This window comes from Aquitalea sp. FJL05, from assembly GCF_003852595.1.
Taxonomy (GTDB): Bacteria; Pseudomonadota; Gammaproteobacteria; order Burkholderiales; family Chromobacteriaceae; genus Aquitalea; species Aquitalea aquatilis.
In genome coordinates, this window is sequence record NZ_QAJS01000007.1 from 82,432 (window position 1) to 108,617 (window position 26,186).

At 59.4% G+C, this 26,186-nt stretch carries 27 protein-coding genes and 1 pseudogene; 14 read left to right on the top strand and 14 right to left on the bottom strand.

Features of this window, described 5'->3' with window-relative positions; translation table 11 throughout:
* The first annotated feature begins 629 nt into the window (after window positions 1-629).
* From DBR44_RS07290 to DBR44_RS07305, 4 genes and pseudogenes are all read left to right on the top strand, one after another.
* Window positions 630-1,730 (top strand): polyamine ABC transporter substrate-binding protein, encoded by a 1,101-nt coding sequence (locus DBR44_RS07290; protein ID WP_124643427.1) that lies wholly within the window; start codon window positions 630-632, stop codon window positions 1,728-1,730.
* Between the two features lie 289 nt (window positions 1,731-2,019).
* A complete protein-coding gene (locus DBR44_RS07295; protein WP_124643428.1) occupies window positions 2,020-2,928 on the top strand; it encodes an ABC transporter permease subunit in 909 nt (302 codons plus the stop codon).
* A 5-nt stretch (window positions 2,929-2,933) separates the two neighbouring features.
* Window positions 2,934-3,770 carry an ABC transporter permease subunit gene (locus tag DBR44_RS07300; protein ID WP_124643503.1) on the top strand — a complete coding sequence of 279 codons (837 nt, stop codon included), beginning with the start codon at window positions 2,934-2,936 and terminating at the stop codon, window positions 3,768-3,770.
* A gap of 183 nt (window positions 3,771-3,953) precedes the next feature.
* Window positions 3,954-5,395: pseudogene (locus tag DBR44_RS07305) on the top strand (DUF3138 family protein).
* Window positions 5,396-5,408: 13 nt separating this feature from the next.
* Here the strand turns inward: DBR44_RS07305 and DBR44_RS19925 are convergent.
* Window positions 5,409-5,537 (bottom strand): hypothetical protein, encoded by a 129-nt coding sequence (locus DBR44_RS19925; protein ID WP_255424578.1) that lies wholly within the window; start codon window positions 5,535-5,537, stop codon window positions 5,409-5,411.
* Here DBR44_RS19925 and DBR44_RS07310 point away from each other — a divergent pair.
* Entirely contained in the window at window positions 5,536-6,570 is a 1,035-nt protein-coding gene (locus DBR44_RS07310; protein ID WP_158613571.1) for an MBL fold metallo-hydrolase, read from the top strand. The genes DBR44_RS19925 and DBR44_RS07310 overlap by 2 nt on opposite strands.
* Window positions 6,571-6,746: 176 nt before the next feature.
* Window positions 6,747-8,465, top strand: coding sequence for an arginine--tRNA ligase (gene argS, locus DBR44_RS07315; RefSeq protein WP_124643430.1), 1,719 nt, complete (start codon window positions 6,747-6,749; stop codon window positions 8,463-8,465).
* 107 nt (window positions 8,466-8,572) lie between these two features.
* Here argS and DBR44_RS07320 read toward each other — a convergent pair whose 3' ends face one another.
* From DBR44_RS07320 to tyrS, 5 genes are all read right to left on the bottom strand, one after another.
* Complete coding sequence (locus DBR44_RS07320; RefSeq protein ID WP_199730993.1) at window positions 8,573-10,369, bottom strand: aminopeptidase P family protein; 1,797 nt, start codon at window positions 10,367-10,369, stop codon at window positions 8,573-8,575.
* Window positions 10,370-10,531: 162 nt separating this feature from the next.
* On the bottom strand, window positions 10,532-11,896 hold the full coding sequence (locus DBR44_RS07325; protein ID WP_124643431.1) for a DEAD/DEAH box helicase: 1,365 nt from the start codon (window positions 11,894-11,896) through the stop codon (window positions 10,532-10,534).
* Window positions 11,897-12,257: 361 nt separating this feature from the next.
* Window positions 12,258-13,046 (bottom strand): hydroxypyruvate isomerase family protein, encoded by a 789-nt coding sequence (locus DBR44_RS07330; protein ID WP_199730994.1) that lies wholly within the window; start codon window positions 13,044-13,046, stop codon window positions 12,258-12,260.
* A 5-nt stretch (window positions 13,047-13,051) separates the two neighbouring features.
* Entirely contained in the window at window positions 13,052-14,050 is a 999-nt protein-coding gene (locus tag DBR44_RS07335) for an NAD(P)-dependent oxidoreductase (protein ID WP_233578413.1), read from the bottom strand.
* 40 nt (window positions 14,051-14,090) lie between these two features.
* Window positions 14,091-15,368, bottom strand: a complete 1,278-nt coding sequence (gene tyrS, locus DBR44_RS07340; RefSeq protein WP_124643432.1) for a tyrosine--tRNA ligase — start codon at window positions 15,366-15,368, stop codon at window positions 14,091-14,093.
* Window positions 15,369-15,645: 277 nt separating this feature from the next.
* Here tyrS and DBR44_RS07345 point away from each other — a divergent pair, with 277 nt between their 5' ends.
* Window positions 15,646-16,296 (top strand): cytochrome b/b6 domain-containing protein, encoded by a 651-nt coding sequence (locus DBR44_RS07345; RefSeq protein WP_124643433.1) that lies wholly within the window; start codon window positions 15,646-15,648, stop codon window positions 16,294-16,296.
* A gap of 65 nt (window positions 16,297-16,361) precedes the next feature.
* Here the strand turns inward: DBR44_RS07345 and DBR44_RS07350 are convergent, their stop codons facing one another.
* The gene (locus DBR44_RS07350; protein ID WP_124643434.1) at window positions 16,362-16,799 is read right to left on the bottom strand and encodes a cytochrome c; all 438 of its coding nucleotides are present in this window, start codon (window positions 16,797-16,799) and stop codon (window positions 16,362-16,364) included.
* 96 nt (window positions 16,800-16,895) lie between these two features.
* A complete protein-coding gene (locus DBR44_RS07355) occupies window positions 16,896-17,336 on the bottom strand; it encodes a cytochrome c (protein ID WP_124643435.1) in 441 nt (146 codons plus the stop codon).
* A 151-nt stretch (window positions 17,337-17,487) separates the two neighbouring features.
* On the opposite strand from DBR44_RS07355, the gene DBR44_RS07360 reads away from it, so the two are divergent.
* From DBR44_RS07360 to DBR44_RS07385, 6 genes are read left to right on the top strand one after another with little or no spacing between them, the layout of a single operon-like run.
* On the top strand, window positions 17,488-17,922 hold the full coding sequence (locus tag DBR44_RS07360) for a Fur family transcriptional regulator (protein WP_124643436.1): 435 nt from the start codon (window positions 17,488-17,490) through the stop codon (window positions 17,920-17,922).
* Window positions 17,910-18,836, top strand: a complete 927-nt coding sequence (locus DBR44_RS07365) for a GTP-binding protein (RefSeq protein ID WP_199730995.1) — start codon at window positions 17,910-17,912, stop codon at window positions 18,834-18,836. The genes DBR44_RS07360 and DBR44_RS07365 overlap by 13 nt, the downstream gene beginning before the upstream one ends.
* Before the next feature lie 8 nt (window positions 18,837-18,844).
* On the top strand, window positions 18,845-19,051 hold the full coding sequence (locus DBR44_RS07370) for a hypothetical protein (protein WP_124643437.1): 207 nt from the start codon (window positions 18,845-18,847) through the stop codon (window positions 19,049-19,051).
* Window positions 19,048-19,791 (top strand): metal ABC transporter ATP-binding protein, encoded by a 744-nt coding sequence (locus tag DBR44_RS07375; protein WP_124643438.1) that lies wholly within the window; start codon window positions 19,048-19,050, stop codon window positions 19,789-19,791. Before DBR44_RS07370 ends, DBR44_RS07375 begins: the two co-directional genes overlap by 4 nt.
* Window positions 19,791-20,666 carry a metal ABC transporter permease gene (locus DBR44_RS07380; RefSeq protein WP_124643439.1) on the top strand — a complete coding sequence of 292 codons (876 nt, stop codon included), beginning with the start codon at window positions 19,791-19,793 and terminating at the stop codon, window positions 20,664-20,666. The genes DBR44_RS07375 and DBR44_RS07380 overlap by 1 nt, the downstream gene beginning before the upstream one ends.
* Window positions 20,667-20,675: 9 nt before the next feature.
* Window positions 20,676-21,563, top strand: a complete 888-nt coding sequence (locus tag DBR44_RS07385; protein WP_124643440.1) for a metal ABC transporter substrate-binding protein — start codon at window positions 20,676-20,678, stop codon at window positions 21,561-21,563.
* A 57-nt stretch (window positions 21,564-21,620) separates the two neighbouring features.
* On the opposite strand, the gene DBR44_RS07390 is transcribed toward DBR44_RS07385, so the two are convergent.
* Window positions 21,621-22,292, bottom strand: coding sequence for a sulfite exporter TauE/SafE family protein (locus DBR44_RS07390; protein WP_124643441.1), 672 nt, complete (start codon window positions 22,290-22,292; stop codon window positions 21,621-21,623).
* A 298-nt stretch (window positions 22,293-22,590) separates the two neighbouring features.
* Here DBR44_RS07390 and DBR44_RS07395 point away from each other — a divergent pair, with 298 nt between their 5' ends.
* On the top strand, window positions 22,591-23,370 hold the full coding sequence (locus DBR44_RS07395; protein ID WP_124643442.1) for an enoyl-CoA hydratase: 780 nt from the start codon (window positions 22,591-22,593) through the stop codon (window positions 23,368-23,370).
* 86 nt (window positions 23,371-23,456) lie between these two features.
* Here DBR44_RS07395 and DBR44_RS07400 read toward each other — a convergent pair whose 3' ends face one another.
* The 5 genes from DBR44_RS07400 to DBR44_RS07420 are packed head-to-tail and all read right to left on the bottom strand — an operon-like array spanning window position 23,457 to window position 26,181.
* Window positions 23,457-24,239, bottom strand: a complete 783-nt coding sequence (locus DBR44_RS07400; RefSeq protein WP_124643443.1) for a peptidylprolyl isomerase — start codon at window positions 24,237-24,239, stop codon at window positions 23,457-23,459.
* A gap of 35 nt (window positions 24,240-24,274) precedes the next feature.
* On the bottom strand, window positions 24,275-25,063 hold the full coding sequence (locus DBR44_RS07405; RefSeq protein ID WP_124643444.1) for a peptidylprolyl isomerase: 789 nt from the start codon (window positions 25,061-25,063) through the stop codon (window positions 24,275-24,277).
* A gap of 19 nt (window positions 25,064-25,082) precedes the next feature.
* Window positions 25,083-25,349: a BolA family transcriptional regulator gene (locus DBR44_RS07410; protein WP_124643445.1), complete on the bottom strand. Its 267-nt coding sequence runs from the start codon at window positions 25,347-25,349 to the stop codon at window positions 25,083-25,085.
* Complete coding sequence (locus DBR44_RS07415) at window positions 25,346-25,648, bottom strand: YciI family protein (RefSeq protein ID WP_124643446.1); 303 nt, start codon at window positions 25,646-25,648, stop codon at window positions 25,346-25,348. Before DBR44_RS07415 ends, DBR44_RS07410 begins: the two co-directional genes overlap by 4 nt.
* Window positions 25,648-26,181: a septation protein A gene (locus tag DBR44_RS07420; protein WP_124643447.1), complete on the bottom strand. Its 534-nt coding sequence runs from the start codon at window positions 26,179-26,181 to the stop codon at window positions 25,648-25,650. Before DBR44_RS07420 ends, DBR44_RS07415 begins: the two co-directional genes overlap by 1 nt.
* Window positions 26,182-26,186 lie beyond the last annotated feature (5 nt).

A 26,186-nucleotide genomic window follows, 5' to 3' on the forward strand; every position in this document is an offset into this window, starting at 1 on the left:
TTTTTGATCATATGTATAGGCAAATTTGCCCTGTACGGCGGTTTATGCTGAAGGAAATGATCAGATGTTCAGAATAGTAAACACGGACCGCCGTCAAGAGCATTCGGGTGTTGAATTTTTTGCGCTGCAAAATAAATTCATGTTGCGGCTGAATGTCTTTGTGGTTAAAAAGCTGTAACACCTCACCACAGATTGTGGATTTTATTAAACATTACAGAGGTGCTATCTACAGTGGAGGAGGCTTGGTAATGGGGAAGGTCTACCCTTGCGGGAAACAGGCAGCAAACGGTCAGTGCAATGCGCTGCCCTGCCAGCCGGTTTCCACAGGTTTCCTGTGAAAATAATAAATATAGGACGACTCGTGGCCTGCGCCGCAAGCTCGTTGTCTCTTGCCTGACACTTGCCGGGTCCAACTGGGATAGCAATAGCCAGAGTGGATAGGATGGGGTTATAACTGTTGTGCACGAATATTGCTTGATACCTATGCGTGCCATTGTTGCCCCAGGTTTGGCGCTGACCGGATTTGAGGGGAAAACCCCGGACGGTCAACAGGAGGTGCAGTTCATCAGGTCCCTGAGTCCCCAGACAACAGGGAGTTTATGGTCTTGCAATACATTAGGAAGCCTGTAATGAAGAAGAAACTTGTCAAGAAAGTGCTGTGTTCGCTGCTTCTGCTGTTGCCTAGTGCAGGCGTACTGGCAGAAGACAAGGTACTGAACGTCTACAACTGGTCCGACTACATCGCCAAGAGCACCATTCCTGGCTTTGAAAAGCAGTCCGGGGTCAAGGTCAAGTACGACGTCTACGACAGCGACGATACCCTGCAAGCCAAGATGATGACCGGCCGTGCCGGTTACGACATCGTGGTGCCTACTTCCAACTTCATGGCCAAGCAGATCGAGGCCGGTATCTACCAGAAGCTGGACAAGTCCAAGATCCCCAATCTGGCGAATCTGGACAAGGCGCTGATGGCCAAGATCCAGGATGCCGATCCGGGCAATGCGCACGGCGTGCCGTGGGCTTATGGTACCGATGGCCTGGGTTACAACTTCACCAAGGTCAAGGCCATCCTCGGCAAGGACACCCCGCTGGATAGCTGGGACATCCTGTTTGACCCGAAATACGTTTCCAAGCTGAAGGGCTGTGGCGTTTCGGTACTGGATCAGGCCAATGACGTATTCGCCGTTACCCTGCATCATCTGGGCAAAGATCCCAACAGCAAGAACCCGGCCGACTACCAGGCTGCCTTCGAACTGCTGAAGAAAATCCGCCCCTACATCACCCAGTTCAACTCTTCCGGCTATATCAATGACCTGGCCAACGGCGACATCTGCCTGGCGCTGGGCTGGTCTGGCGACGTCAACATCGCCAAGCATCGTGCTGCCGAAGCCAAGCGTACCTACCAGCTGGGCTATGTGATTCCCAAGTCCGGCGCACCGATCTGGTTTGACGTGATGGTGATCCCGAAAGATGCACCGCATGTCGATGCCGCCCTCAAGTGGATAAACTACATCGAAAATCCGGAAGTCAATGCCGCGATTACCGACGAAGTGTTCTATCCAACGGCCAATGCGGCTGCCCGCAAGTTCGTGAAGCCGGAAATCGCCAACGATCCGTCCATCTACCCGCCGGAATCGGTCATGAAGACCTTGTTCCTGCTCAAACCGCTGCCGTCTGACATCATGCGTCTGCAGAACCGTCTGTGGACCCAGTTGAAGACTGGCCGCTAAACCGTGTCCTGACCGGCCGGGTGGATGTTCGCCCGGCTGGTTCTGACCTGCACGGTCCCTTGGCCAAGTGCCGCAGGGATTGATGCAACAGCCGCTGCTACCGTATTGCCGGAACAGCAGATGGCTAAGAAAAAGTAGTACTGGAGTGAGGGTTACAGTCTGGTTCTGGAGAGCCGGGCTGTAGTGAAACGTAAGTCATCACATCAGGGCGAGTCGTGACAGGGCCTTGATATGATGGCTGTAAAGATGTGCTTGGCAAGCCGGTCCCACCGGCCAAGTGGTGCTAAACATGAAAAGTCTCAATTTTAGTCGATGGTTTCCGTCCGGCAGGACTACCGTCATTGGTGTTCCCTTCCTGTTTTTGTTTGTGTTTTTCCTGCTGCCCTTCCTGCTGGTAGTGGGCATCAGCTTCTCGCAGCAGCAACTGGGCATTCCGCCCTATACGCCGCTGACCAAGATGGAAGACGACGTCTTCACCCTGGTGCTCAATATCGGCCACTACAAGTTCATGCTGGGTGACGATCTGTATTTCGCCACCTATATCAGCTCGGTGAAGATGGCTTTTGTCTCCACCGTACTGTGCCTGCTGATCGGCTACCCCATGGCCTATTACATCGCCCGTGCGTCCGAGTCTGCTCGTGACACGCTGATGATGATGGTGATGCTGCCGTTCTGGACTTCCTACCTGATTCGCGTCTACGCCTGGATCGGCATCCTCAAGAACGATGGTTTCCTGAACCAGTTCCTGATGTGGCTGGGTGTCATCGATACCCCGCTGCGGCTCTATCACACCAACTGGGGCGTGTATATCGGCATGGTGTTCTCCTACCTGCCTTTCATGATCATGCCGCTGTATGCGCATCTGGTGAAAATGGACCTGCGTCTGCTGGAGGCCGCCTATGACCTGGGTGCCCGTCCGTGGAAGGCATTTGTCCAGGTGACCTTGCCGCTGTCGAAAAACGGCATCATCGCCGGCAGCCTGCTGGTATTCATTCCGGCGGTGGGCGAGTACGTGATTCCGGAACTGCTGGGTGGTTCGGACACGCTGATGATCGGCCGCGTAATGTGGGACGAATTCTTTAACAATATGGACTGGCCGATGGCTGCAACCGTGACCTGCGCCATGGTGCTGCTGCTGCTGGTGCCGATGGCCCTGTTCCAGCATTACCAAGCAAAAGTGATGGAGGAAGTGAAATGAGCACGATGAAACCCAGCAAGCCGCTGTCGTATGCGGTACTTGGCTTCGGCTACTCCTTCCTTTATCTGCCCATCGTGTTGCTGATCATCTACTCGTTCAACGAGTCGAAGCTGGTGACGGTGTGGTCGGGTTTTTCCACCAAGTGGTATTGGGCACTGCTGGAAGATGACGAGCTGATCAATGCTGCCCTGCTCAGTATCAAGATCGCCCTGATGACGGCTACCGCCGCCGTGGTGATTGGCACCTGGGCGGGTTTCGTGATGGCGCGGCTCAACCGCTTCCGCCTGTTTCCGCTGTTTGCCGGCATGATCAATGCACCGCTGGTGATTCCTGAAGTGATTCAGGGTATCTCGCTGCTACTGCTGTTTGTGGCCATGGAGCAGACATTCGGCTGGCCGGAAGGGCGGGGCGTGTTCACCATCTGGATCGGTCACGTGATGCTCTGCGTGTCCTATGTGGCCATCGTGGTGCAGTCCCGTGTGCGTGAACTGAACCGTTCGCTGGAAGAAGCTGCCATGGATCTGGGGGCGCGTCCGCTCAAGGTGTTCTTCGTGATCACCCTGCCGCTGATCTCCCAGGCACTGGTGTCCGGCTGGCTGCTGTCCTTCACCCTGTCGCTGGATGACCTGGTGCTGACTGCCTTCCTGTCCGGCCCGGGTTCCACCACGCTGCCGATGGTGATCTTCTCTCGTGTCCGTCTGGGTCTGAACCCGGAAATGAACGCCTTGGCCACCCTGTTCATCATCGTGGTGTCGGTAGGCGTCGTGGTGGGCAATCTGTACATGCGCTCGGTACAGCGCAAGCGTGATCGTGAAATGCAACTAGCCTTCAATCAGGCGTAAGCCGGGAAGACAGGTCGTAGGTAACGACGGGGGCAGCAGCAGGGATAACACAGCATTCCGGTTGCTGCCCCTTTTTTGTACGTGCAGTGAAAACAACGTGGTATCCATGCAGTAGTACAAGGGAGAAGTGTGATGAAGAAATTGTTGATCAGTGCACTGATCGCAGGTCTTCCCGGCGTAGCCATGGCTGATGCCAAGGGAGACGAGATCGCCAAGCTGAAAGCCCAGTTAGAGGCCCTGCAGGCGCAAATGCAGCAGTTGCAGAAAGCGGTGAATGCGGCACCGCTGCCAAGGCACCGGAGGCGGATGATGCCAATACCGAGCTGAAGCAGCGTGTGGCGGGGATGGAAATGAAGGTGGACAAGCTGACGACCGACGCCAGCGAAGGCCCGATTGCCGGCCTGAGCGTGACCGGCTATCTGGATCCCACCTATCTGTATAACCGCAGTGGCAAGAGCTCGGGCTTCCAGTTCGTCAACCACAATAGTGGTTATGCCTATACCAATAGCACCTTCGGCGATGTCTATCTGGACATCAAGAAAACCTTCGGGGTAGGACCGATGGCGCCGAGTGCCGAAATCACCATTCTGCCTAATCGTGGTTCGGGCAATACCCTGCTGGATGGCGGTGGCACCAACAATATCATCAATACCGCGATGATCAACTTCCCGGTATCCGATACTACCCAGTTGGTGGCCGGCCTGATGAATAGCTTTGGTGGCTACGAAGTGCAGCAGTCTAACCAGATGAATACCATTACCCATGGCCTGCTGTATGACTTCAGCGATCCGGGCAGCTATGTGGGTGCCGGTTTCAACTGGGCGCATGGCGCGTGGGCCACCAAGTTCATGATTGCCAACGAGCAGTTCCGCACCTCGGCCAATTCGGCGGATACCAATAACGGCAAATCGGCCAATAACACGCCCAGTGTGACCGGCCGCTTTGACTACACCTGGAGCAGTGCGCTGGATATTGGCGCTTCGGCCAATGTGGGACGCCAGTCGCTGGTGGCGCATACCGACGCCAGTGGCAATAAAGACAAGACCTATGGCTACCAGGGTACGTCCAGCAACCCGTATAGCAATTACTACTTTGCCGAACTGGACGCCACTTACACCATGACCGACGGAGTGCTGAATGCCGAGCTGGATTATGGCCGGCAGAAACAGGCTGCCTGGAATGGTGGCGATGCTGTCTGGTACGGTTTCTCGCTGTTGGCACATCAGAAGTGGAGTAGCGAGCTGTTTGGCCGCATGGGTGCCACGCTGCGTTACGACTACCTGAATGACAGCAAGAACGGTGGCGGTGGCGGTGGTATTGCTCTTTCCTCAGGTACGAATAGTGTAACTGGCGGAAATTACGCTGGTGTCGATGGTACTAACGGTTTCGGCATCTCCCAGGCTTGTTTCAGTGCTAGTTCTGCGAATGGTGGCAACGGTACCGACTGCTCGGGCGCTACCCGTCAGGCGTTGACTGCGGCCTTGCTGTTCTACCCGACCGATCAGCTGACCCTGAAGATGGAATACCGCCACGACTGGGCCAATCGCGACGTGTTCCTGCGTAACGATGGCAACTATCGCAAGAGCAACGACATCTTTGCTGCTCAGGCGGTGTACAGCTTCTGATTGCCGGACTGCTTCACTGCTCGAATGGCCTCCACTGGAGGCCATTTTTCATGGAATTCCCTTTGCCGGCTTCCTGTTTTGGCTTGGCAAAGCAGGGCCGGGGCGGCACACTCAGGGCATTGTCCTTGTTGGAATGCTTCATGTTCAGACGTCCTGACTGGCTGGCCTCGCTGTTCAATCGTGCTCCGTATGCGGCAAAGCCGGCGGCGCGCCATCATGGCCCTGCCGGCTATCGCAATCTTTACCCTTTTGTCCTGCCTACGCTCGGCAGCTTGTTGCACTGGAAGCTGGCGCAGTGGTGGCGTCCGCGCCCGGATCACCGGCCGGAAATGGTCCCGCTGAGCGCTGGCGATGCCGCCGCCCTGCGTGCTAACCATCAACGCACATCAGTGACCTGGCTGGGGCATGCCAGCAGCTTTGTTCAACTGGGTGGGCAGAATGTGCTGATTGATCCGGCGCTGTCGCCACGGGTGTCACCGTTTCGCCACCTGGGGCCGAAGCGGCAAGTGCCTTTGCCCATTGATTTGCCGGATTTGCCGCATATCGATCTGGTCTTGCTGACGCATCTGCATTACGACCATCTGGATTTCCCTACGCTCAAACGGCTAGCGCGGCAGCCGGGTGGGGCGCCGGATTTCGTGGTGCCGCTGGGCGTGGCACGCGCGGTGCGCGCTGCCGGTGTGCCGGCCGAGCGGATCGTCGAGCTGGACTGGTGGCATGCGGTTGAGCGGGGCTCGCTGCGTGTGCTGCTGACGCCGGCGCACCACTGGAGCAATCGTGGCCCGTGGGGGGATCTGAACAAGGCCTTGTGGGGTGGCTATCTGCTGGAAGGGGCCGGCTTGAAGATCTGGTATCCCGGTGATACCGGCTATCAGGCCGAGCTGTTTCATGAAATCGGCCTGCATATCGGGCCGGTGGATTTTGCTCTGCTGCCTATCGGGGCTTACGAGCCGCGCAAGGTGATGCGGGCGCAGCATGTCAATCCGGATGAGGCCGTGCGCATTTTCAAGCATGTGGCGGCGCGCAAGGCCTGGGCGGTGCACTGGGGCACCTTCATCCTCACCGACGAGCCAATACAGCAACCCATGGCAGAGCTGGCGATGGCCTTGCGCGAGCAGGAGGTCAGTCCCGCCGATTTCATGCTGCCGGCCATCGGGGAAACCATCTGGCTTTAGCTGTTCGGGGCTGGTGTGGTGCAGGATGGCGGTATTTTGCCCCTGATTGGCGCACAAGACGCCATTTTGCTGCGATGCAAACATTGCCCCTCAGGGCAGGGGGGCATACAATCGACAGTGTTATTTTTTCGAAAACGAAGGCTTTTTTTCGTTTTCACAGCAATATGGGGCTATGCATGACGATTCTGCAATTGATTAATGAACGGGTGCAGGCAGCGCTGAGCGCTGCTGGCGCGCCGGATGCGCTGGCGGTCATTCAGCCGGCTTCCAAGCCGGAATTCGGCGACTATCAGGCCAACGGCGTGATGGGTGCGGCCAAGGCGCTCAAGACCAATCCGCGCGAACTGGCGCAAAAGGTGGTTGCTGCGCTGGATTTGCAAGGCATTGCCGACAAGGTGGAAATCGCTGGTCCGGGTTTCATCAATATTCATCTAGCCCCTGAATATCTGGCCCGACGCAGCGAAGTTGCCCTGAAAGATGCGCGGCTGGGGATTGCGCCGGTAGCGCCGCAACGCGTGATGGTGGAGTATTCCTCGCCCAATCTGGCCAAGGAAATGCACGTAGGCCACCTGCGCTCGTCCATCATTGGCGATGCGCTGGCGCGCGTGATGGAATTTCTTGGCCACGACGTGGTGCGTGCCAATCATGTTGGCGACTGGGGTACCCAGTTCGGCATGCTGACCGCCTACCTGGTGGAAATCCGCCAGGCCGGTGACAACGCGCTGGAATTGTCCGATCTGGAAACCTTCTACCGCAATGCCAAGGTGCGCTTTGACGAAAGCGAAGAGTTCGCCGACCGCGCCCGTGATTATGTGGTGCGTCTGCAAGGTGGTGATGCCGAGGTGCTGAAGCTGTGGGCACAGTTTGTCGACATTTCGCTCAAGCATTGCGAGGCGGTGTACCAGAAGCTCAATGTTGGCCTCAAGCGCGAACACGTGCGTGGCGAATCCTCCTATAACGACGACCTGCCGGTCATCGTGGATGAATTGCGTGCCGCTGGCCTGCTGAGCGAAAGCGATGGCGCGGAGGTGGTGTTCCTGGAAGAGTTCCGCACCCAGGATGACGAGCCGATGGGCGTGATCATCCGCAAGAAAGATGGTGGTTTCCTGTATACCACCACCGATCTGGGTGCCGTGCGCTACCGTCACAAGGTGCTGAATCTGGATCGCGTCATCTACGTGGTGGATGCGCGGCAGAGCCAGCACTTTGCCCAGATGTTCAGCATCTGTCGCAAGGCCGGTTTCGCGCCGGACAACATGCTGCTGGAACATGTCGGCTTCGGCGTGATGATGGGTGACGACGGCAAGCCGTTCAAGACCCGTTCCGGAGGTACCGTCAAGCTGATCGAACTGCTGGACGAGGCGGAAGAGCGCGCCTATGCGCTGGTTTCGGAAAAGAACCCCGATCTGTCCGAGGCGGCAAGACGTGAAATCGCTGCCACCGTGGGTATTGGCGCGGTGAAGTATGCCGACCTGTCGAAGAACCGCATGAGTGACTACATCTTCAACTGGGATACCATGCTGGCCTTCGAGGGTAATACTGCGCCTTATCTGCAGTATGCCTACACCCGCGTGCAGAGCGTGTTCCGCAAGGCAGACAACGTCGATGCCAATGCGGCCATCGTGATCACCGAGCCGGCTGAGAAGCATCTGGCGGCGGCACTGGCGCAGTTTGAAGACACCTTGCTGTCGGTGGCCGATGGTTGCTATCCGCACTATCTGTCCAACTATCTGTACCAGATTGCCACGCTGTTCTCGCGCTTCTATGAGGCCTGCCCCATCCTGAAGAGTGAGGGTGAGGTGCGTGCCAGCCGTCTGCAGCTGGCTGCGCTGACTGGCAAGACGCTGAAGACCGGCCTCGACCTGTTGGGTATCAAGGTATTGGAAACCATGTAAGCCGGTGTTGCTGGCCTGACATGAAAAACGCCCTGAAATATCAGGGCGTTTTCTTTTGCTGACGGCCGGTGAGGCGCAACGCAGGAGCGGCGGTTCTGTTGGTGCGTCTAAATCGCCTGCGTACTGTGCAGCAGCCAGTCGCGGGCTAGGCCATCCACCAGTGGCAGCAGGCGGGTGCGTACTTCTTGGTGATAGTGGTTCAGCCAGTCCACCTCCTGCCGTGACAGCAGGCCGTGCTCGATGCAGCGGGTGTCGATCGGGCAGAGGGTGAGGGTTTCGAAGCGCAGGAAGTCGCCAAAGCCGTTCTGCTCGGCATCCACGTTCAGCACCAGGTTTTCGATGCGCACACCCCATTGGCCAGGACGATAAATACCAGGTTCTACCGAGGTGATCATGCCTTGCTGCATCGCCATGCTGGGGTCTGGCAGGCTGCGTGAAATGGTCTGCGGACCTTCATGCACATTGAGGAAATAGCCTACGCCATGGCCGGTGCCGTGGCCAAAGTCGATATTGTGTTGCCACATCGGAGCGCGGGCCAGTGCATCCAGCATCGGTGACAGGGTGCCCCGCGGAAAATGCGCCATCGACAGATTGATGGTTCCCTTCAGGACGAGGGTGAAGTCGCGCTTCTGCTCGGCGCTGGGCGTACCCACCGCCACCACGCGGGTGATGTCGGTGGTGCCGCCCAGATACTGGCCGCCGGAGTCGATCAGCAGCAGGCCATCGCCGCTGATGTGGGAATGCGCTTCTGCTGTGGCATGGTAGTGTGGCAGCGCGCCATTGGCATTGAAGCCGGCAATGGTGGCGAAGCTGGGCGAGACAAAGCCGGGGCGGCGGGCGCGGGCGGCGGTGATGACCTCGTCTATCGTCAGTTCGGTGATGGTTTCGCGATTGACCGCGTTTTCAAACCAGGCAAAGAACTCACATAGCGCAGCGCCATCCTGCTCCATGGTGGCGCGCACCTGGGCGGCTTCGGCGGCGGTCTTGCGCGATTTGAGCAAGGTGCTGGGATTGATGGCGCTGATGACGGTGGTTTCTGCGGCAATCGCCTGACGCAGGCCCAGCGTGATGCGGCGCGGGTCGATCAGGATGCTGTGGCTGGCGCTCAGTTGGCTGAGTGCAGTTTTGGCCAGGTGGTAATCCGCCAGCTCAATGCCGTCAGCGGCGAGTTCGGCTTGTAGTGTGGCATCCAGCTTGCTGGTGTCGACAAACAGTGTGGCTTGTTTCGGGCTGATTAGCGCATGGCTGATGAAGACCGGGTTGTAGCTGACATCGGCCCCGCGCAGATTGAACAGCCAGGCGATGTCGTCCAGGGTGGAGATGAAGTGATGACTGGCGGCTGCCTGTTGCATGGCCTGGCGCACGGCCAGCAGCTTGTCTGCACGACGGGCGCTGGCAAACGGAGCAGAGTGCGGGTAGATGGCGGCATGAGGCAGTGCCGGGCGTGCCTGCCAGATTTGCCCGACCAGGTCGATGTCGGTGCGCAGCTGCACACCCTTGGCGTGCAGGGTGGTTTGCAGGGCTTGTGCTGCCGCCAGGCTTAATACGTCACCGTCTGCACTCAGCGTCTGGCCGCTGCCCAGCTGCTGTGCCAGCCAGTCCAGATGCTGGGTGCTGGCGGCGGTCTGGATTTTCATCAGGGTAATGCCGCTACCCAGCAGCTCCTGTTCGGCTTGTTCCCAGTAGCGGCTGTCTGCCCACAGGCCGGCCTGGTCAAGGGTCACGATCAGCGTGCCCATCGATCCCTTGAAGCCGGACAGCCATTGTCGGGCTTGCCAGTGTGCGGGCAGGTATTCCGACAGGTGGGGGTCGGACGACGGGATCAGGCAGGCATCAATATGATGTTGCTGCATGGCCTGACGCAGGGCAGTCAGACGCTGGGGAATGGTGGAGAGGGTGGTCATGCGAGCTCCGATACGGGTAGTGCAGATATTCTGGGCGTGCTTGCCGCGATCTGACAAGCCAGTTTATACCGGTGCCTGCATGAGTTTTCTGAATGCCAGCCTGGCTGTGGGCATGAAAAAAGGCGATCCGGAGATCGCCTTGTTCAATCCACTGCGTATTGCTTAGTCAGCGCGCTGGGTGCTGCGCTGGCCTTGGCTGGCGCTGGACGAACGCGGACCGCGCTTGTCGTAGCTGCTGCTGCCAGTGCCACGGCCGTAGCCACCTTCGCGACGCTCGCGACCGTAGCCATTGCCACTGCTGCTGCTACCGCTGCCACGGCGCTGACCTTGGCCTTGGGCACCGTAACCACCCGGCTTGCCGTTGCGACGCGGGCCTTTCGGCGGGCGACGGGTCGGTTCCAGGCCTTCGATCACGCCTTCGGTGATCTGGCGCTTCAGGTATTGCTCGATACGGCGAACCTTGTGGAATTCTTTCGATTCCGCCAGGGTGATGGCGGTGCCATCACGACCGGCACGACCGGTACGGCCGATACGGTGCACGTAGTCTTCAGCTTGCTTGGGCAGGTCGAAGTTGACGACGTGGGTGATGGTCGGTACGTCGATGCCGCGAGCAGCAACGTCGGTTGCAACCAGGATTTTGATACGGCCACGACGCAGGTCGTTCAGGGTACGGTTACGCCAGCTTTGCGGCATGTCGCCATGCAGGCAGGCGGCGGAGTAACCCTGGTCGGACAGCTTGTCGGCCAGTTCTTCGGTGTAAGCCTTGGTAGCCGAGAAGATCACGCACTGATCAAAACCCGATTCTTTCAGGATGTGATCCAGCAGACGATGCTTGTGGTTCAGATCATCAGCGTACAGCAGATGTTCTTCGATGGTGCCGCCGGAGGTTTCGGTACGGGCGATTTCGATGCGCTGCGGATCGCGGGTCATCTTTTCGGCCATGCGACCAACGGTGCCGTCCAGGGTGGCGGAGAACAGTACGGTCTGACGGGTTTCCGGAGTGGCCTTGACGATGGTTTCGATGTCATCGATGAAGCCCATGTCCAGCATGCGGTCGGCTTCGTCCAGTACCAGCATTTCCAGACGGGAGAAGTCGATGCGGCCGGAGCGCATGTGGTCCATCAGGCGGCCCGGGGTAGCCACGATCAGGTCGATCGGGCGGGACAGGGCGCGGGTCTGGTAGCCGAAGGAAGCGCCGCCAACCAGGCAGGCGGTTTTCATCCAGCGCAGGTCCTTGCCGTATTCCAGGGCGTTTTTCTCAACCTGTTGCGCCAGTTCGCGAGTCGGGCACAGTACCAGAACGCGCGGACCTTGACCCTTGCCAGTGGAGCGCTCGGACAGCTTGGTCAGTGCCGGCAGCAGGAAGGCTGCGGTCTTGCCGCTACCGGTTTGGGCGGAAACCAGCAGGTCGCGGCCAGCGATGGCGGCGGGGATGGCTTCGGCTTGTACGCCGGTGGGCGAGGTGTAACCAGCAGTTTCGAGTGCGCGCAGAATGGTCGGGGCAATGCCCAGATCGGAGAAATGCATAATATCCTTTCAAACCGGAGTAGAGCCGGTGTCGCTTGGCCAGGAGATGTGGCGGTTAGCAGCCTCGTATGAGGCTGTCGGTCATCGGCACCAACCTGTGCAAGCGGCGAACAGCAGTCCAGTCAAAAGAGACACTACGTGGACGAAGCCTGGAATATCGGTCAGGGACGATGAAGCATCACACCGGCAATGCTGTAGAACAGCTGCAAATACTGCCGGTGGAAATGGAAATCAGAAGGGTTGGCACTTTACGGTAAAATTAAAGCGTTTGCAAGCTGTTTTTGCAAAGTGCTTGGCTAAGTGATTGATTCACCGCCAGGTGATGTCGCAAAAAGAGAAAAATTGCATATTTCTGCAATATTCAGCCCTGCTGGCCATTCATGGCTTGCTTTGCCAGTAATGGCTGCAGCCATTGCACTGCACCATCGGTATCGCGATATTCCGCGCCACTCCAGTAAGCATAGGGCAGGCTGGCCAGCTGTGCGAACAGGGCGGCGAAATCCAGTGCGCCACTGCCCGGTGCGCCGCGTCCCGGCACATCGGCAAACTGCAGGTGGCCGATGCGCTGCCAGTGTTGGCGCAGCAATGGCTCCAGTGCTTCGCCCATGCGGGTCATGTGATAGAGATCGATCTGCCAGTAGAGATTGGCATGTGCTGGCAGTTGCTGCAGCTCGCTGAGCGTGCTGATGAGAAAGTCCGGCATGTCATGGCGGTTGATGGCTTCCACCGTGGTGCGTATCTGCTGCCGGCCCAGCGTGTCAGCGGCCAGTAGCAGATTGCCATGCAATACCGCGATGGCTTGTTCACGGCTGCAGCCGGCGGCCAGCCGCCCTGGCAGGATATTGACGGCTTCCACACCCAGAGCGGTGGCGTAGTGCAGGCATTGCTGCAGTCCGGCGGCGAATTCCGCTTCCCGGCCCGCCGTGCCGGCCAGGCCGCTGCCTCCTTGCATCAGGTCGCCGGCCGGGGCGTTGATCAGCACCAGCTTGAGCTGGTTCTCTCCCAGCCATTGCTGCAGTTGTTGTACGCTGTGCTCGTAGGGAAACTGGATTTCCACGGCCTGAAAGCCTGCCGCGCGGGCAGCGGCAAAGCGCTGTGGCCAGGGCAGGTGGGCAAACAGCATGCTCAGATTGGCCGATAGTTTCAGCATGGGGCTTACTCCTTGTCCTGGTAGAGATGAATGACGCTGCTCAGATCGGCGTTGCTGTGGCCTTGGGCCGCATGCAGACGCATCAGCTGGCTGGCCAGTGCGGCCAGCGGGGTGGCGGACTGACTTTGTTTGGACAGCTGACCCGCGTTGTCCAGGTCTTTCAACAGGGTGGCGACCTTCCACTGCACCGGCTCCGCCTGCCGTGCCGCCATACGCGGGGCCAGGATCTGCAGCGGCAGCGAGTCGGCAAAGCCGCCAGCCAGGGCGGGCGCCAGCAGGCTGGCATCCACGCCATTGTTTTCTGCCAGTGCGACCGCTTCGGCAATCAGCATGGCATTGGCCGCCACGATCAGCTGATTGCAGATTTTGCTGACCTGGCCGCTGCCGACCTCTCCCATGCGGGTAATGCGCTGTGACAGCGGCTGCAGTGCTTGGCTGGCCCGGCCGATATCCTGTGTGCGGCCACCGGCCATGACTACCAGTGTGCCTTGCGTCGCGCCATTGACACCGCCGGATACCGGCGCATCCACCCAACTGGCACCTTGCTGCTTTGCTCGTTCTGCACAACGGCGGGTGGTGTCCGGGTCGATGCTGGAAAGGTCGATGATCAGTTGTCCGCTGCGCAGGCTGCTTTGCAACTGGCTGAATACGGCTTGCACGGCGGCGGCATCGGCCACACACAGCATCAGGATGTCGCTGCGTTCCGCCAGTTCGGTCAGTGATGCACTGACATGCAGACCCTCCGCACCGGCCTGTTGCAGCTTGTCGGGTGAACGGTTCCATACGCTCAGGGGAAAGCCGGCGGCTTGCAGCCGTCGGCATAGGGGCAGGCCCATCAGGCCCAGACCGATAAAGCCGATTCTTTCCATGATGCTTGTCTCGCTGGCAGGGTGAGGTGGCGGAAATTCTAGCGGCCTGGCTGGTGTGCCGTCGAGCGCTGCCGGGCAGTGGCTGGAGTTGAAAATGGCGGCATCGCTACGCGGTATGCGTAAGGATGCCGCCATGAGCGAGCTGCGGTTTTGGCCAGCCTGCTTCAGGCTGAAATCAGGCCTGCCATTCGATCAGGGCGTAGTTTTTCTTGCCGCGCTTGAGCAGGCTGTAGCGGCCAAACAGACGGTCAGCGGCAGTGAAGCGATGCTCGATGCTATCTGCCTTGTTGCCATTGATGCTGACCGCGCCGCTCTGGATGAAGGTGCGTGCCTCGCTCTTGGACTTGGCCAGACCGCCATTGGCAACGGCGTCGATCAGGCTGTCGTCAGCACTGTTCAGTACAAAGTGCGGCAGGCCGTCCTGTGCCAGCTGGGCGAAGTCGTCTTCGGTCAGGCTGGACAGATCGTTGCTGAACAGGCTCTGGGTAATGCGCTGGGCAGCGGCCAGTGCGGCTTTGCCGTGTACCAGCTCGGTCACCTGTTCGGCCAGGATGCGCTGGCCTTCCGGCTTGCCTTCGCGCACCTTGTCGGCCTCTTCAATGGCGGCAATCTCGGCGACCGACAGGAAGCTGAAGTAGCGCAGGAATTTGTACACGTCGGCATCAGCCGTGCCCAGCCAGAACTGGTAGAAAGCGTAGGGCGAGGTTTTGCGTGCGTCCAGCCAGATGGTGCCGGATTCGGTCTTGCCGAATTTGGTACCGTCCGACTTGGTGACCAGCGGCATGGTCAGGCCAAACACCTGCTGCTGGTTCAGGCGACGGGTGAGGTCGGTGCCGGCCGTGATATTGCCCCACTGGTCGGAGCCGCCGATTTGCAGCTTGCAGCCCAGGCGGCGGTTCAGTTCGGAGAAGTCATAACCCTGCAGCAGGCTGTAGGAGAATTCGGTGTAGGAAATGCCCTGGTCGTCGCGGCTGATACGCTGCTGCACGGCTTCTTTCTTGATCATGGCGTTGACCGAGAAATGCTTGCCGATGTCACGCAGGAATTCCAGCGCGCCCATGCCGCCAAACCAGTCGTAGTTGTTGGCCATCACCGCGGCGTTGTCGCCTTCGAAGGACAGGAAGGGCGATACCTGGGCGCGGATTTTTTCCACCCAGCCTTCGATGATGTCCGGGGTGTTCAGCTTGCGCTCGGTGGCCTTGAAACTGGGGTCGCCAATCATGCCGGTAGCACCGCCTACCAGGGCGATGGGGCGGTGACCGGCTTGCTGGAAGCGCTTGAGCATCAAGATGGGAACCAGGCTGCCGATATGCAGGCTGTCAGCCGTGGGGTCGAATCCGCAATACAGGGTAAGCTGTTCCTTGGCCAGGAGTTCGGACAAGGCAGCGGCGTCTGTGGTTTGCGCGATCAGGCCGCGTGCCTCCAGATCTTCCATCAGTGAAGCTTGGGTCATTACATTCTCCAACTCAATGCGTGAAAACACAGCCGCAGCGGGCTGTCAGTGCGGTAGCCGGTATCCGCTCCGGGCAGGGCTGGCTGCGCAGGGGCGGGCGGCGAAAGGGCTAATACTACCCGAAAAGTGCGGATTTTTGGATCCGAAACCGGCAAATGGCCGTGTCTGGGCGGTGTCGCCGCCCGGCTGTTAACAGAGATTAAGGAGTCGGGAGTAGGCAGTATCGTGCTGGCTGGTTACACTTTTCACTTTGAACAATTGCCGAGCGAGGGAGACGATGGTGCAGATGATCAAGGTGTGGGATGCCCCGACACGGTTTTTTCACTGGAGCCTGGTGGCGCTGTTTGCCGGCATGTGGTTCAGCGGCGAACAGGGTGGCGACTGGCTGCACTACCATGTGCTGTGCGGCGAAGCCGTGGCGGCGCTGCTGCTGTTTCGTTTGATCTGGGGCGTGGTCGGCAGCCAGACTGCCCGCTTCAGCCAGTTTGTCAAAGGGCCGGCAGCCATTCGTCGTTACCTGCAGGGTGGGCAGCAGGAGCAGCCGGGGCACAATCCACTAGGTGGCCTGATGGTGGTGGCCTTGCTGGCCGTGCTGTTATTGCAGGTGGCCAGTGGCTTGTTTGCCAGTGATGTGGACAGCTACACCTTCGATGGCCCGCTGGCCAAGCTGATTGCCAGTGGCCTGTCCGAGTCGATTACCGGTTTTCACAAATTGCTGTTCAACTTCATCCTGCTGCTGGTGGCCATGCATGTGGCAGCCATCGTGGCATACCGGGTGTTAAGAAAGCAGAATCTGGTCAAGCCGATGCTGACCGGCTATCAGGAGGTGTCCGGCGATGTGCCGCCGCTGCGCTTCCGTTCCGGGCTGGTGGCAGTGCTGGCCTTGTTGGCGGCTGGTGGTGGTATTTTTCTGCTGACCCGCTTGTGAAAAACGGCGGGTAAGCCATAAAAAAGCCCTGCAGCGCAGGGCTTTTTGTATTGGTGGGCTGCTGCTTATTTTTCCGGGCCGCGGAAACTGTCGTGACAGGCCTTGCAGCTTTGCGCCACGACGCCGTAGCTCTTCTTGATGCTGGCGAGGTCGCCGTTGCGTGCGGTGCTGTCCAGATCGCTGACGGCCTTCAGGAAAGTATCGCGTGCTGTCTGGAATTTGGCCGGCTGGCTCCAGATTTCCGGCTTGGCGCGGCTCTTGGCATCAATGCTGCCAGCCGGGAAGTGATTGAACGGCTCGGCGGCAATCTGCTTCAGCGAGTCAGCCATGACAATGAATTTGGCCTTGTTGTAGGGGTCGCGTTCGCGTACCACCATGCCCATGGGTTCGAAGGCGCGCAGCACCTTCTTGAAGCTTTGAGTGCGGATTTCGGCGGGCGAATCGGCCATGGCAGCCGGAATGGCCAGTGCGGCAAGCAGCAGGGCGGTAACAGTCTGTTTCATGTTGGCGCTACGGTGGTTGGAACTGCGTTGTGAGGAGACTTCATAAAAAAAGTTCAGCAACTTCGCTGAACTTTTCCTGATCAAGCCCTGAGTTTATCAGTCTTTGCGGAAGCCGTCGTGGCAGCTCTTACAGGTTTTTTGCACTGCAGCAAACTGATTCTTGATGCTGGCTACATCGCCGTTGGCAGCTACTTGCTTCAGTTTGCCGGTTTCGGCCTTGAAGTTGTCGACAGCCTTGGTCCAGTCGGCGGCCTTGCTCCAGATTTCCGGCTTGGCATCGGTCTGGTGCTTGGCCTGGCCGCTGGCGGTGCCGGCCGGGAAATGCTGCCACGGCTGCTGGGCGATTTGGTCCAGGTGGGTGGCCAGCTTGCTGAATTCATCTTTGTTGAAGGCGTCACCCTTCACCATCTTGCCCATGGCTGCGGCATCTTTCTTGAACTGCTTGAAGATGGTCTGCCGTGCGGCAACCGGATCATCCGCGGCAAAGGCCGGGCTGGCCAGCAGGGCGCAAAGGCTGAGCATGAGGATTTTTTTCATGTGGGCTCCTTGGTGAGGGTGGCTGCCTGGAATGTTGGCAGACCAACAGGCTAGCATGACTGCCGCGCCGACAATACCCACTAAGTGTTAATGGTTGTATTGATGTGATGTTATACAGTAACATTCGGTTCATTGTGACGGGAATAGGCCTATGAACAGCAATCAATATCTGCAGGCGGCCGAGCTGCACTGCGAGCAACGTGGCTGCAAGCTGACTGCGCTGCGCAAGCAGGTGCTGGAGCTGGTGCTGCGCCATGAAGGTGTGGTGAAGGCTTACCAGGTGTTGGCCGACCTGCAAAAAGAGCGCGGTGCGGCGGCACCGCCCACTGTGTATCGCGCGCTGGATTTTCTGGTAGAGCAGGGGCTGCTGCATCGGGTCGATGCGCTGAACGGCTTTATCGTCTGTGACCATTTCGAGTGTCAGCACGAAAGCATGATTCTGGTCTGTGAAACCTGCGGCAAGGTGCAGGAGGTGGATGTGATGGCGGCGCTGAATGGCCTGCGCGATGTCGCCCTGGCCGCCGATTTCACCCTGAGTCACCAGAACCTGATGCTGACCGGACTTTGCAAGGCATGTCGAGTATGAAAAAAACCATCGTCAACCTGTTTACCGGCTTTCTCGGCGTGGGCAAGACCACGGCGCTGCGCCATCTGATTGCTACCCGTCCGGCTACGGAAAAATGGGCGGTGATTGTCAATGAGTTCGGCGAAGTCGGTATTGATGGTGCCGCGTTGATGAATGATGAGTTGCCGGTGGCGGAAATTGCCGGCGGCTGTTTGTGCTGTGTGGCTGGCCCGCAGATGACGGCCACCGTTGCCACGCTGTTGCGACGTGAGCGGCCGGACCGTCTGCTGATCGAGGCCAGCGGGCTGGCGCATGCGGCTGGCGTCATCGACGAGCTGCGCGCCAAGCCGCTAGGCGATGCGCTGGAAGTGGGGGCGGTGCTGACGCTGGTTGATCCGCGCCAGTTTGTCAGCCCGGATTATCTGCGCCAGCCGCTGTACCGCGACCAGGTAGCCATTGCCGATGTGCTGGTGGCCAACAAGACCGACATGGCCGATGTGGAAACGCTGGAAGCCTTCCGTGCCCAGGCCGGCAAGCTGTTTCCGCCCAAATCGGTGGTGGCCGAGGTGCGCGATGGCCTGCTGGATGTGAGCTGGCTGGATGCCGCCGTGACCCTCAAGCCGCGTTATCGGCCGGCGATTACCGCCGATAGCGGCAGTGGCTGGGATTCTGCCGGCTGGACCTTCTCGCCAGAGCAGGCCTTCAGCGGCGAAAAACTCACCGATTTCTTCGACACCTTGCCCAAGCTGCTGCCCGGCCTGGTCAGGGCCAAGGGTGTGTTCAAGGTGCTGGACAGCTGGGTCTGGCTGAACTGGGTGGAAGGGCAGTGGAGTGCCAGCCAGGTGTCATGGCGGCGCGACAGTCGGTTCGAACTGATTGCCCCGACACTCGATAACGCAAAAGTAGAAGCGGCCTTGCAGGCCTGCTTCGAGTAAGTACACACATGAAACATCAACATTCAAGCGATGATGCGCAGCACGGCCATGCCCATCATCACGGCGCGGCAGCCCATCAGCATCTGACTGCTGCCAATCTGCGTCCGCCGGTCAGCCTGCTGGCCATGTCCGCCTGGCAGCGCCTGGCGCTGGCCCTGCTGGTGCTGGCCGGTTTGTGGGGCGTGGTGCTGTGGGCCTTGCAGGAGGCAGCATGACAGTCATTCTCGACAACCTGACGGTGTCTTATCAGCGCCACCCTGCGGTCCATCATGTCAGCGGCAGCTTTGCCGCTGGCGATGCCACGGCCATTTTCGGGCCGAACGGTGCCGGCAAGAGCACCTTGCTCAAGGCCATGATAGGTGCACTGACGCCTGACTCCGGTCATGCCCGGCTGGAAGGCTTTGCCCGCCAGGACATTGCCTATCTGCCGCAGCAGTCGGAAATCGACCGCTCGCTGCCGGTCAGTGTGCTGGATCTGGTGGCCACCGGGCTGTGGCATCGCACCGGCCCCTTTGGCAAGGTGGGGCGGGTCGGCCTGGGCCAGGCCATGGATGCGCTGGAGCAGGTGGGGCTGGCCGATTTTGCGCCGCGTGCCATCTCTGCGTTGTCCAGCGGGCAGTTCCAGCGTGTGTTGTTTGCTCGCATCCTGCTGCAGGATGCGCGGCTGATCCTGCTGGACGAGCCGTTTACCGCCATGGATGCCAAGACCACCTTCGATTTGCTGGAGCTGGTCCGTCGCTGGAAAGAAGAAGGTCGCACCATCATTGCGGTATTGCATGACTACGAGCAGGTGCGGGCCTACTTCCCCCACACCCTGCTGCTGGCGCGCGAAGTGGTGGCCTGGGGGCGCACCGAGCAGGTGCTGACCGATGCCAATCTGAAACGTGCGGTGGATACCGCAGCCCACTGGCAGGACCGCGCTGCGGTTTGTCAGGTAGACGGGGTCAATGTCTGATGCAACACCTGTATGACTTGTTGATAGCTCCTTTTGTCGATTTCGCCTTCATGCGCCGCGCGCTGGCCGGTTGCCTGGCGCTATCGCTGGGCAGTGGCCCCATCGGCCTGTTTCTGGTGATGCGCCGCATGAGTCTGATGGGCGATGCCATGAGCCATGCCGTGCTGCCCGGCGCGGCGGTCGGTTTCATGCTGGCCGGCCTCAGCCTGCCGGCCATGAGCCTGGGCGGCTTTGTTGCCGGGGTGCTGGTGGCTGTGCTGGCTGGCCTCGCCACCCGCTTTGCCGGTATCAAGGAAGACGCCAGCTTTGCGGCTTTCTACCTGTTGTCGCTGGCCATTGGTGTGCTGCTGGTGTCCAAGAGCGGCAGCAATGTCGACCTGATGCACATCCTGTTTGGTTCGGTGCTGGCGGTGGATGATGCGGCGCTCTATCTGGTGAGCGGCGTGGCCTCGGTCACAGTGATCAGCCTGGCCTTTATCTATCGCCCCATGCTGCTGGAAAGCCTGGATCCGGTATTCCTGCGCTCGGTGGGTGCCCGCGGCGGCTTGTGGCACATGGCTTTCCTGATGCTGGTGGTGCTGAATCTGGTTTCCGGTTTCCAGGCGCTGGGTACGCTGATGGCGGTGGGCCTGATGATGCTGCCGGCGATCACGGCGCGGCTGTGGTCGGAATCGGTGGAGGGCATGCTGGTGATGGCGGTGAGCGTGGCCTTTGTCAGCGGCATGGCCGGTTTGCTGCTGTCTTACCATTTCGAGTTGCCGTCCGGTCCCGCCATTATTCTGGTGGCTGGCCTGTTCTATCTGTTTTCCCTGCTGTTCGCTCCGGCGGGCGGTGCCTTGCCGCGTTATATCCGTGCGCGGCATTTTGAATCCTGAGGAGATGGCATGAAAAAAAGCCTGTTTGGCTTGTTGCTGCTGAGTCTGCCGGCCTTTGCGCTGGCGGCGAAGCTACCGGTGGTGGCCAGTTGCAGTATTGTTGGCGACATGGCCCGTGAAATCGGCGGCGATCGGGTGGATGTGGTGTCGCTGGTTGGTCCGGATCAGGATGCTCATGTGTTTCAGCCATCGCCTGCCGATGTGAAGAAACTGTCGGCCTCCCGGCTGTTTGTCACCAACGGTTTGGGACTGGAAGGCTGGATGGGACGCCTGACCAAGGCTTCCAGTTTCAGGGGTGTGCTGGTTGAGGCGGGCAAGGGCATCAAGACGCGCATGGCGCCAGAGGAAGAGGGCGAAGCGCATGGTCATGATGCGGTTGACCCGCACGCCTGGCACGACCCGCAGCGCGTGCAGGTGTATATCCGCAATATCACCGCCGGCCTGATCAAGGCTGACCCGCAGGGTAAGGCAGATTACACCCGCCGTGCGGCGGAGTTTGCGGCCAAGGTCAAGCAGCAGGACGACTGGGCGGCCAAAGAGTTTGCGGCTATTCCTGCGGCCAAGCGCAAGATGCTGACCTCGCACGATGCCTTCGGCTATCTGGGTGAGCGCTACGGCATCAAGCTGCTGGCTATCCAGGGGGTGAGCACAGAGGCCGAGGCCTCGGCCAAGGGCGTAGCGCAACTGGTGCGGCAGGTACGGCAGGAAAAGGTCAGTGCTGTCTTCATGGAAAACATGACCGACAAGCGCCTGCTGGAGCAGCTAACCCGCGAGGCCAAGGTGAAAATCGGTGGCGAGCTGTATGCTGATGCGCTGTCCAAGCCTAGTGGCCCGGCTGGCGATTATCTCAAGCTGTTTCACTACAATGTGGAAACCATCCTGAAGTCCATTCGCTGACTTTGCAGTCGCTCGCGTCTCAAGCCAAAAGCCGTCGCACTAGCGTGACGGCTTTTTTTAATGACCGGCCGCCAGTAGCAGCAAGCGCGTCAGCCCCATGCCAGCCACCAGCAAGCCAGCCAGCAGGCGCACCAGCCTTTGCTGCAGCCACTGGCGCAAGGTATCGGCAAACACGCCCATCAGCAGCAGATTGGGCAGCGTGCCCAGGCCGAAGGCCAGCATCAGCAAACCGCCCTGAGTGGCTTTGCCACTGGCCAGGGCGGACAATGACGCACTGTATACCAGACCGCAGGGCAGCCAGCCCCACAGCGTGCCAGCCAGCAGTGCGCCGCGCGGGCTGCGGATGGGGAGCAGGCGTGTCAGCAAGGGTTGCAGGCGCGCCCATACCGGGCGGCCCAGTTTTTCCAGTGCGGTAATGGCGGAAGACAGGCCGGCCAGATACAGGCCCATGGCGATCAGCATCAGGTTAGCCAGTACCAGCAGGGCAAGCTGTGCCGGCCGCGTGGTCAGCAGGCTGAGGCCGGCACCAGCCAGGCCACCAAGTGCGGCTCCAATCAGCACATAGCTGCCAATGCGTCCGACATTGTAGGAAAGCAGGATCAGCCAGCGCTGTTGCCCGGCCGGCAGGTTCAGGGTGAGTGCGGTGATAATGCCGCCGCACATGCCCATGCAATGCCCGCCGCCCAGCAGGCCAGTCAGGAAAATGATCCAGAAATTTGTTTCTAACATGCGACAGCCTGTTGCTTAAACCTCTATTCTAACAGAGCGGCCAGCGGGCCGGATTGCCTGAATATTAGGCAAATTGTGACATGGTAATAGTAAAAAAAACGCAAATTCTGTTTGGCATTTATGTGCGCAGCCATCTAGAAAAAAAGTTGAGCATATTGGCAATCCGCGCTGGAAAAAGGTGGTGCAAGCCCTGAGAATGCTCATTCTTTCCTGTCGGTATCGGGGATGGTCTGGTTAACAAGGCCACGCGGGCAGGAGCCGCAATGTGTACGACCCATAGAGAAACTGAGGAAACTACATGGCCAAGTATTTGACGCTTGAACATCTGGGCCAGTCTGCAATCATCACCATCAATCACCCTCCCGCCAACTTGTGGACCATCGCCAGCCTGCAAGAGTTGGCCGAGCTGATGTCAGCCCTGCAGTCGGACAAGAGCGTGCGCTCGGTAGTGATTACCGGAGCGGGCGAAGCCTTTTTCTGTGCGGGGGCTGACCTGAAACTGCTGGCTACCGGCAGCAAGCAGGAGGCCACGGCACTGCTGGATGCTTTTGCAGCTGCTTTTGCCGCCGTGCGCAGCTACACCGGCGTTACCGTGGCTGCCATCAATGGCTACGCGCTGGGCGGCGGCCTGGAGTGCGCGCTGATGTGCGACTACATGGTGGTGGAACGCGGTGCCAGGCTGGGCCTGCCGGAAGCCAAGGTCGGCCTGTTGCCGGCAGGTGGTGGCTGCAAGAGGCTGGCTGACAAGGTGGGTGTGTCCTGGGCCAAACGCATGATTCTGGGCGGTGAGATTGTCGACGCGCAAAAGGCCTACGATATTGGTCTGGTCGAGGAGATTGTCGACCCCGGCTTTGCCAAGATCATCGCGGTCAGTCTGGCTGGAAAAGTGGCCAACCAGGCACCGCTGGCGGTGGCTCGCGCCCGGCAGCTGATCGAGGACAGCGTGAATCTATCGCTGGAGCAGCATCTGCAGCAGGGGCGGGCAGCCTTGCTGGAACTGGTGGGTGAAGAAGAGCAGCTGGAAGGCGTGGCGGCTTTTCTGGGCAAGCGCGCACCGGGCTGGTCCGACGAGGACTGACCCCGCCAGAAGCAAGCCAGTAAAAAAGGGATGCGTGAGCATCCCTTTTTTATGTGCGTCAGCCAACAGGCCGGGCAGGTGGCAGATTACTGCTGGATCTTGGCCTGGGCTTTCAGGTCGCCCACGTATTTTTCGATACGTGCACCCATGATGCGCTGGGTCAGCTGCGGGCGGGCATCGTCCAGCGACGGCACATTGCGTTCGGTGCGCACGTCGTCCAGCTTGATGATGTGCCAGCCAAACTGGGTTTTCACCGGCTTGGCAGTGACCTGACCCTTGCTCAGCTTGGCCATGGCCTCGGAGAATTCCGGTACGAAAGTACCGGCTTCTTGCCAGCCCAGATCGCCACCAGTGGCCTTGCTGCCCGGATCCTTGGATTTTTCCTTGGCCAGCAGGTCGAAGGCCTTGCCCTTGCGCAGGGACTCGATCACGGCCTTGGCTTCCGCTTCGCTGGCTACCAGGATGTGACGGGCGTGGTATTGCTTGGTTTCCGGTACCGAAGCCACCAGCTTGTCGTACTCAGCCTTCAGCTGGTCGTCAGTCACCGGGTTGGCTTTCTGGAAGTCCTTGATCACACGGTTGGCCAGGGCCATGGCTTCCATGTTCTGCAGTTCGGCCTTGAAGTCGGCAGCTTTGTCGATGCCCTTCTTGATGGCTTCCTGGCGCAGTACTTCTGCGGTAATCAGCTGATCCTTGACCATGTCCTTGGTCTTGTCGTCAGCGGCCTGACCCTGGGCTGCCATCATTTGCACGACGGCATCGATGCGGGCCTGGGAGATTTCATTGCCATTTACGGACGGGCCGGCAGCCAGTACGACGGTGGTGCTCAGGGCGGCCAGCAGGGCGCTTGCCAGCAAAGTCTTGCGCATGATGTATTCCTGTTGTTACTTGCAGTGGTGTGGTGTTACTGGATTTTCGCCTTGCCGCGCAGATCTTCCACGGCCTTGCCGATGGCTTCTTCCTGCAGCTGACGCTCGATTTGCGGTTTTACTTCTTCCAGCGGCGGCAGCTTGGCATCGCGTACATCGTCAACCTTGAACACGATCCAGCCCACGCGGGTCTGCATCGGCTTGCTGCTGATCTGGCCCTTGTTCAGACCCTTCAGCACTTCTGCCAATTGCGGCTCCATGCGGGCCAGATTGCCCCAGCCCATGTCGCCGCCATTTTGCTTGGCTGCCGGGTCGATCGAACGGCTCTTGGCCAGTTCTTCGAACTTGCCGCCCTTTTTCAGGCTGTCGATGATTTTCTGTGCTTCGGCTTCGCTAGCCACGGTGATCTGGTGCGCATGCACGTCTTTGGTGCCAGTGAACTTGCTCTGGGTCTGGGCGTAGCGTTCCTGCAGCTGGGCATCGCTGATTTTCACCTGCTTGACCAGGTCGGCAAACAGCGCTTCACGCAGCATGTCCTGGCGTACTTCGTCCAGACGCTTGGTAAAGGCCGGCTGCTGGTCCAGCTTGCGGCTCTGGGCTTCCTGCAGGATGACTTCGCGATTGATCAGGGTGTCCTTTACCTGCTGGCGCAGGGCCGGGGAGTCTTGCACATTGCCATTGCTGTTCTGAACCACCAGGGCAACGGCGTTGTCCAGGTCGGTCTTGTCGATAGCCTTGCCATTGACCATGGCAATGGATTCAGCCATGGCTGGAACACTGATGCTGGCTGCCAGCAGCAGGGCGGCGATACGGGAGTTTTTCATGGATAACTCTTTCTCGAAGTCAAAGTTCGTCGGGTGTCAGCGCACGAATAGCCAGTGCATGAACCTGGGTTTTCATCAGATCGCCCAGCGTGGCGTATACCAGACGGTGGCGGGCCACGCTGTTCAAGCCGGTAAAGCGGCTGGAGACAATCAGGACATCGTAGTGGCCGCCACCGGACCGCGCGCCGGCATGACCGGCGTGGGCGGCGCTGTCGTCATGGATTTCCAAGTGTTCGGGCTGCAGTGCCTGCAGGGCCGCTTGCAGCAGGGCGACGCTGTCGCTCATGCCGGGAATACCTTGCGGAAGGGCTTAACTTCCACCGCGGCGTACACGCCGGCGGCAACATAGGGGTCGGCATCGGCCCAGTTGCGGGCTTCTTCCAGACTGGAGAATTCGGCCACGATCAGGCTGCCGCTAAAGCCGGCACTGCCCGGATCAATGCTGTCGATGGCCGGGCAGGGGCCGGCCAGTACCAGGCGGCCTTGTTCCTGCAGGGCGGAAAGACGAGCCAGATGTTCAGGACGGGAGGCCAGCCGCTTGTCCAGACTGCCGGGATGATCCTGGCCGCTGATGATGTACAGCATTATTTTTTATCCTCGATGTATTTGGACAGGAACAGGCTTTGCGCGATGACGAATACCACCATCAGGCCCAGACTGCCGAACAGCTTGAAGCTCAGCCAGATTTCACGGCTGAAGTTGAAGGCAACATACAGATTCAGTGCGCCCATGGCGCTGAAGAAGGCGGCCCAGGCATAGGCCAGCTTGCGCCAGATGACTTGTGGCAGCTGGATTTGTTCGCCCATCAGCAGTTTCAGGCCGTTCTTGCCCAGCAGGTCGCTGACCAGCAGGGCAATGGCCATCAGCCAGTACAGCACGGTGAATTTCCAGATGATGAACAGATCGTTGTGCGAAATGACGGTAGCCGCACCCAGGGTGACGCTGAGGATCAGGTTGATCCACTGCATGGCGTCCACCTTGCGGTGTTTGAACCAAGTCCAGGCGAACAGCAAGGCGGTGGCGGCAACCAGCACCTTGGTGGCGAGGAACATGTCGTGGGTGATCAGGTAACTGCCGAAAAACAGGGCTACCGGAAGAAAGTCGGATAAAAATTTCATGCGGC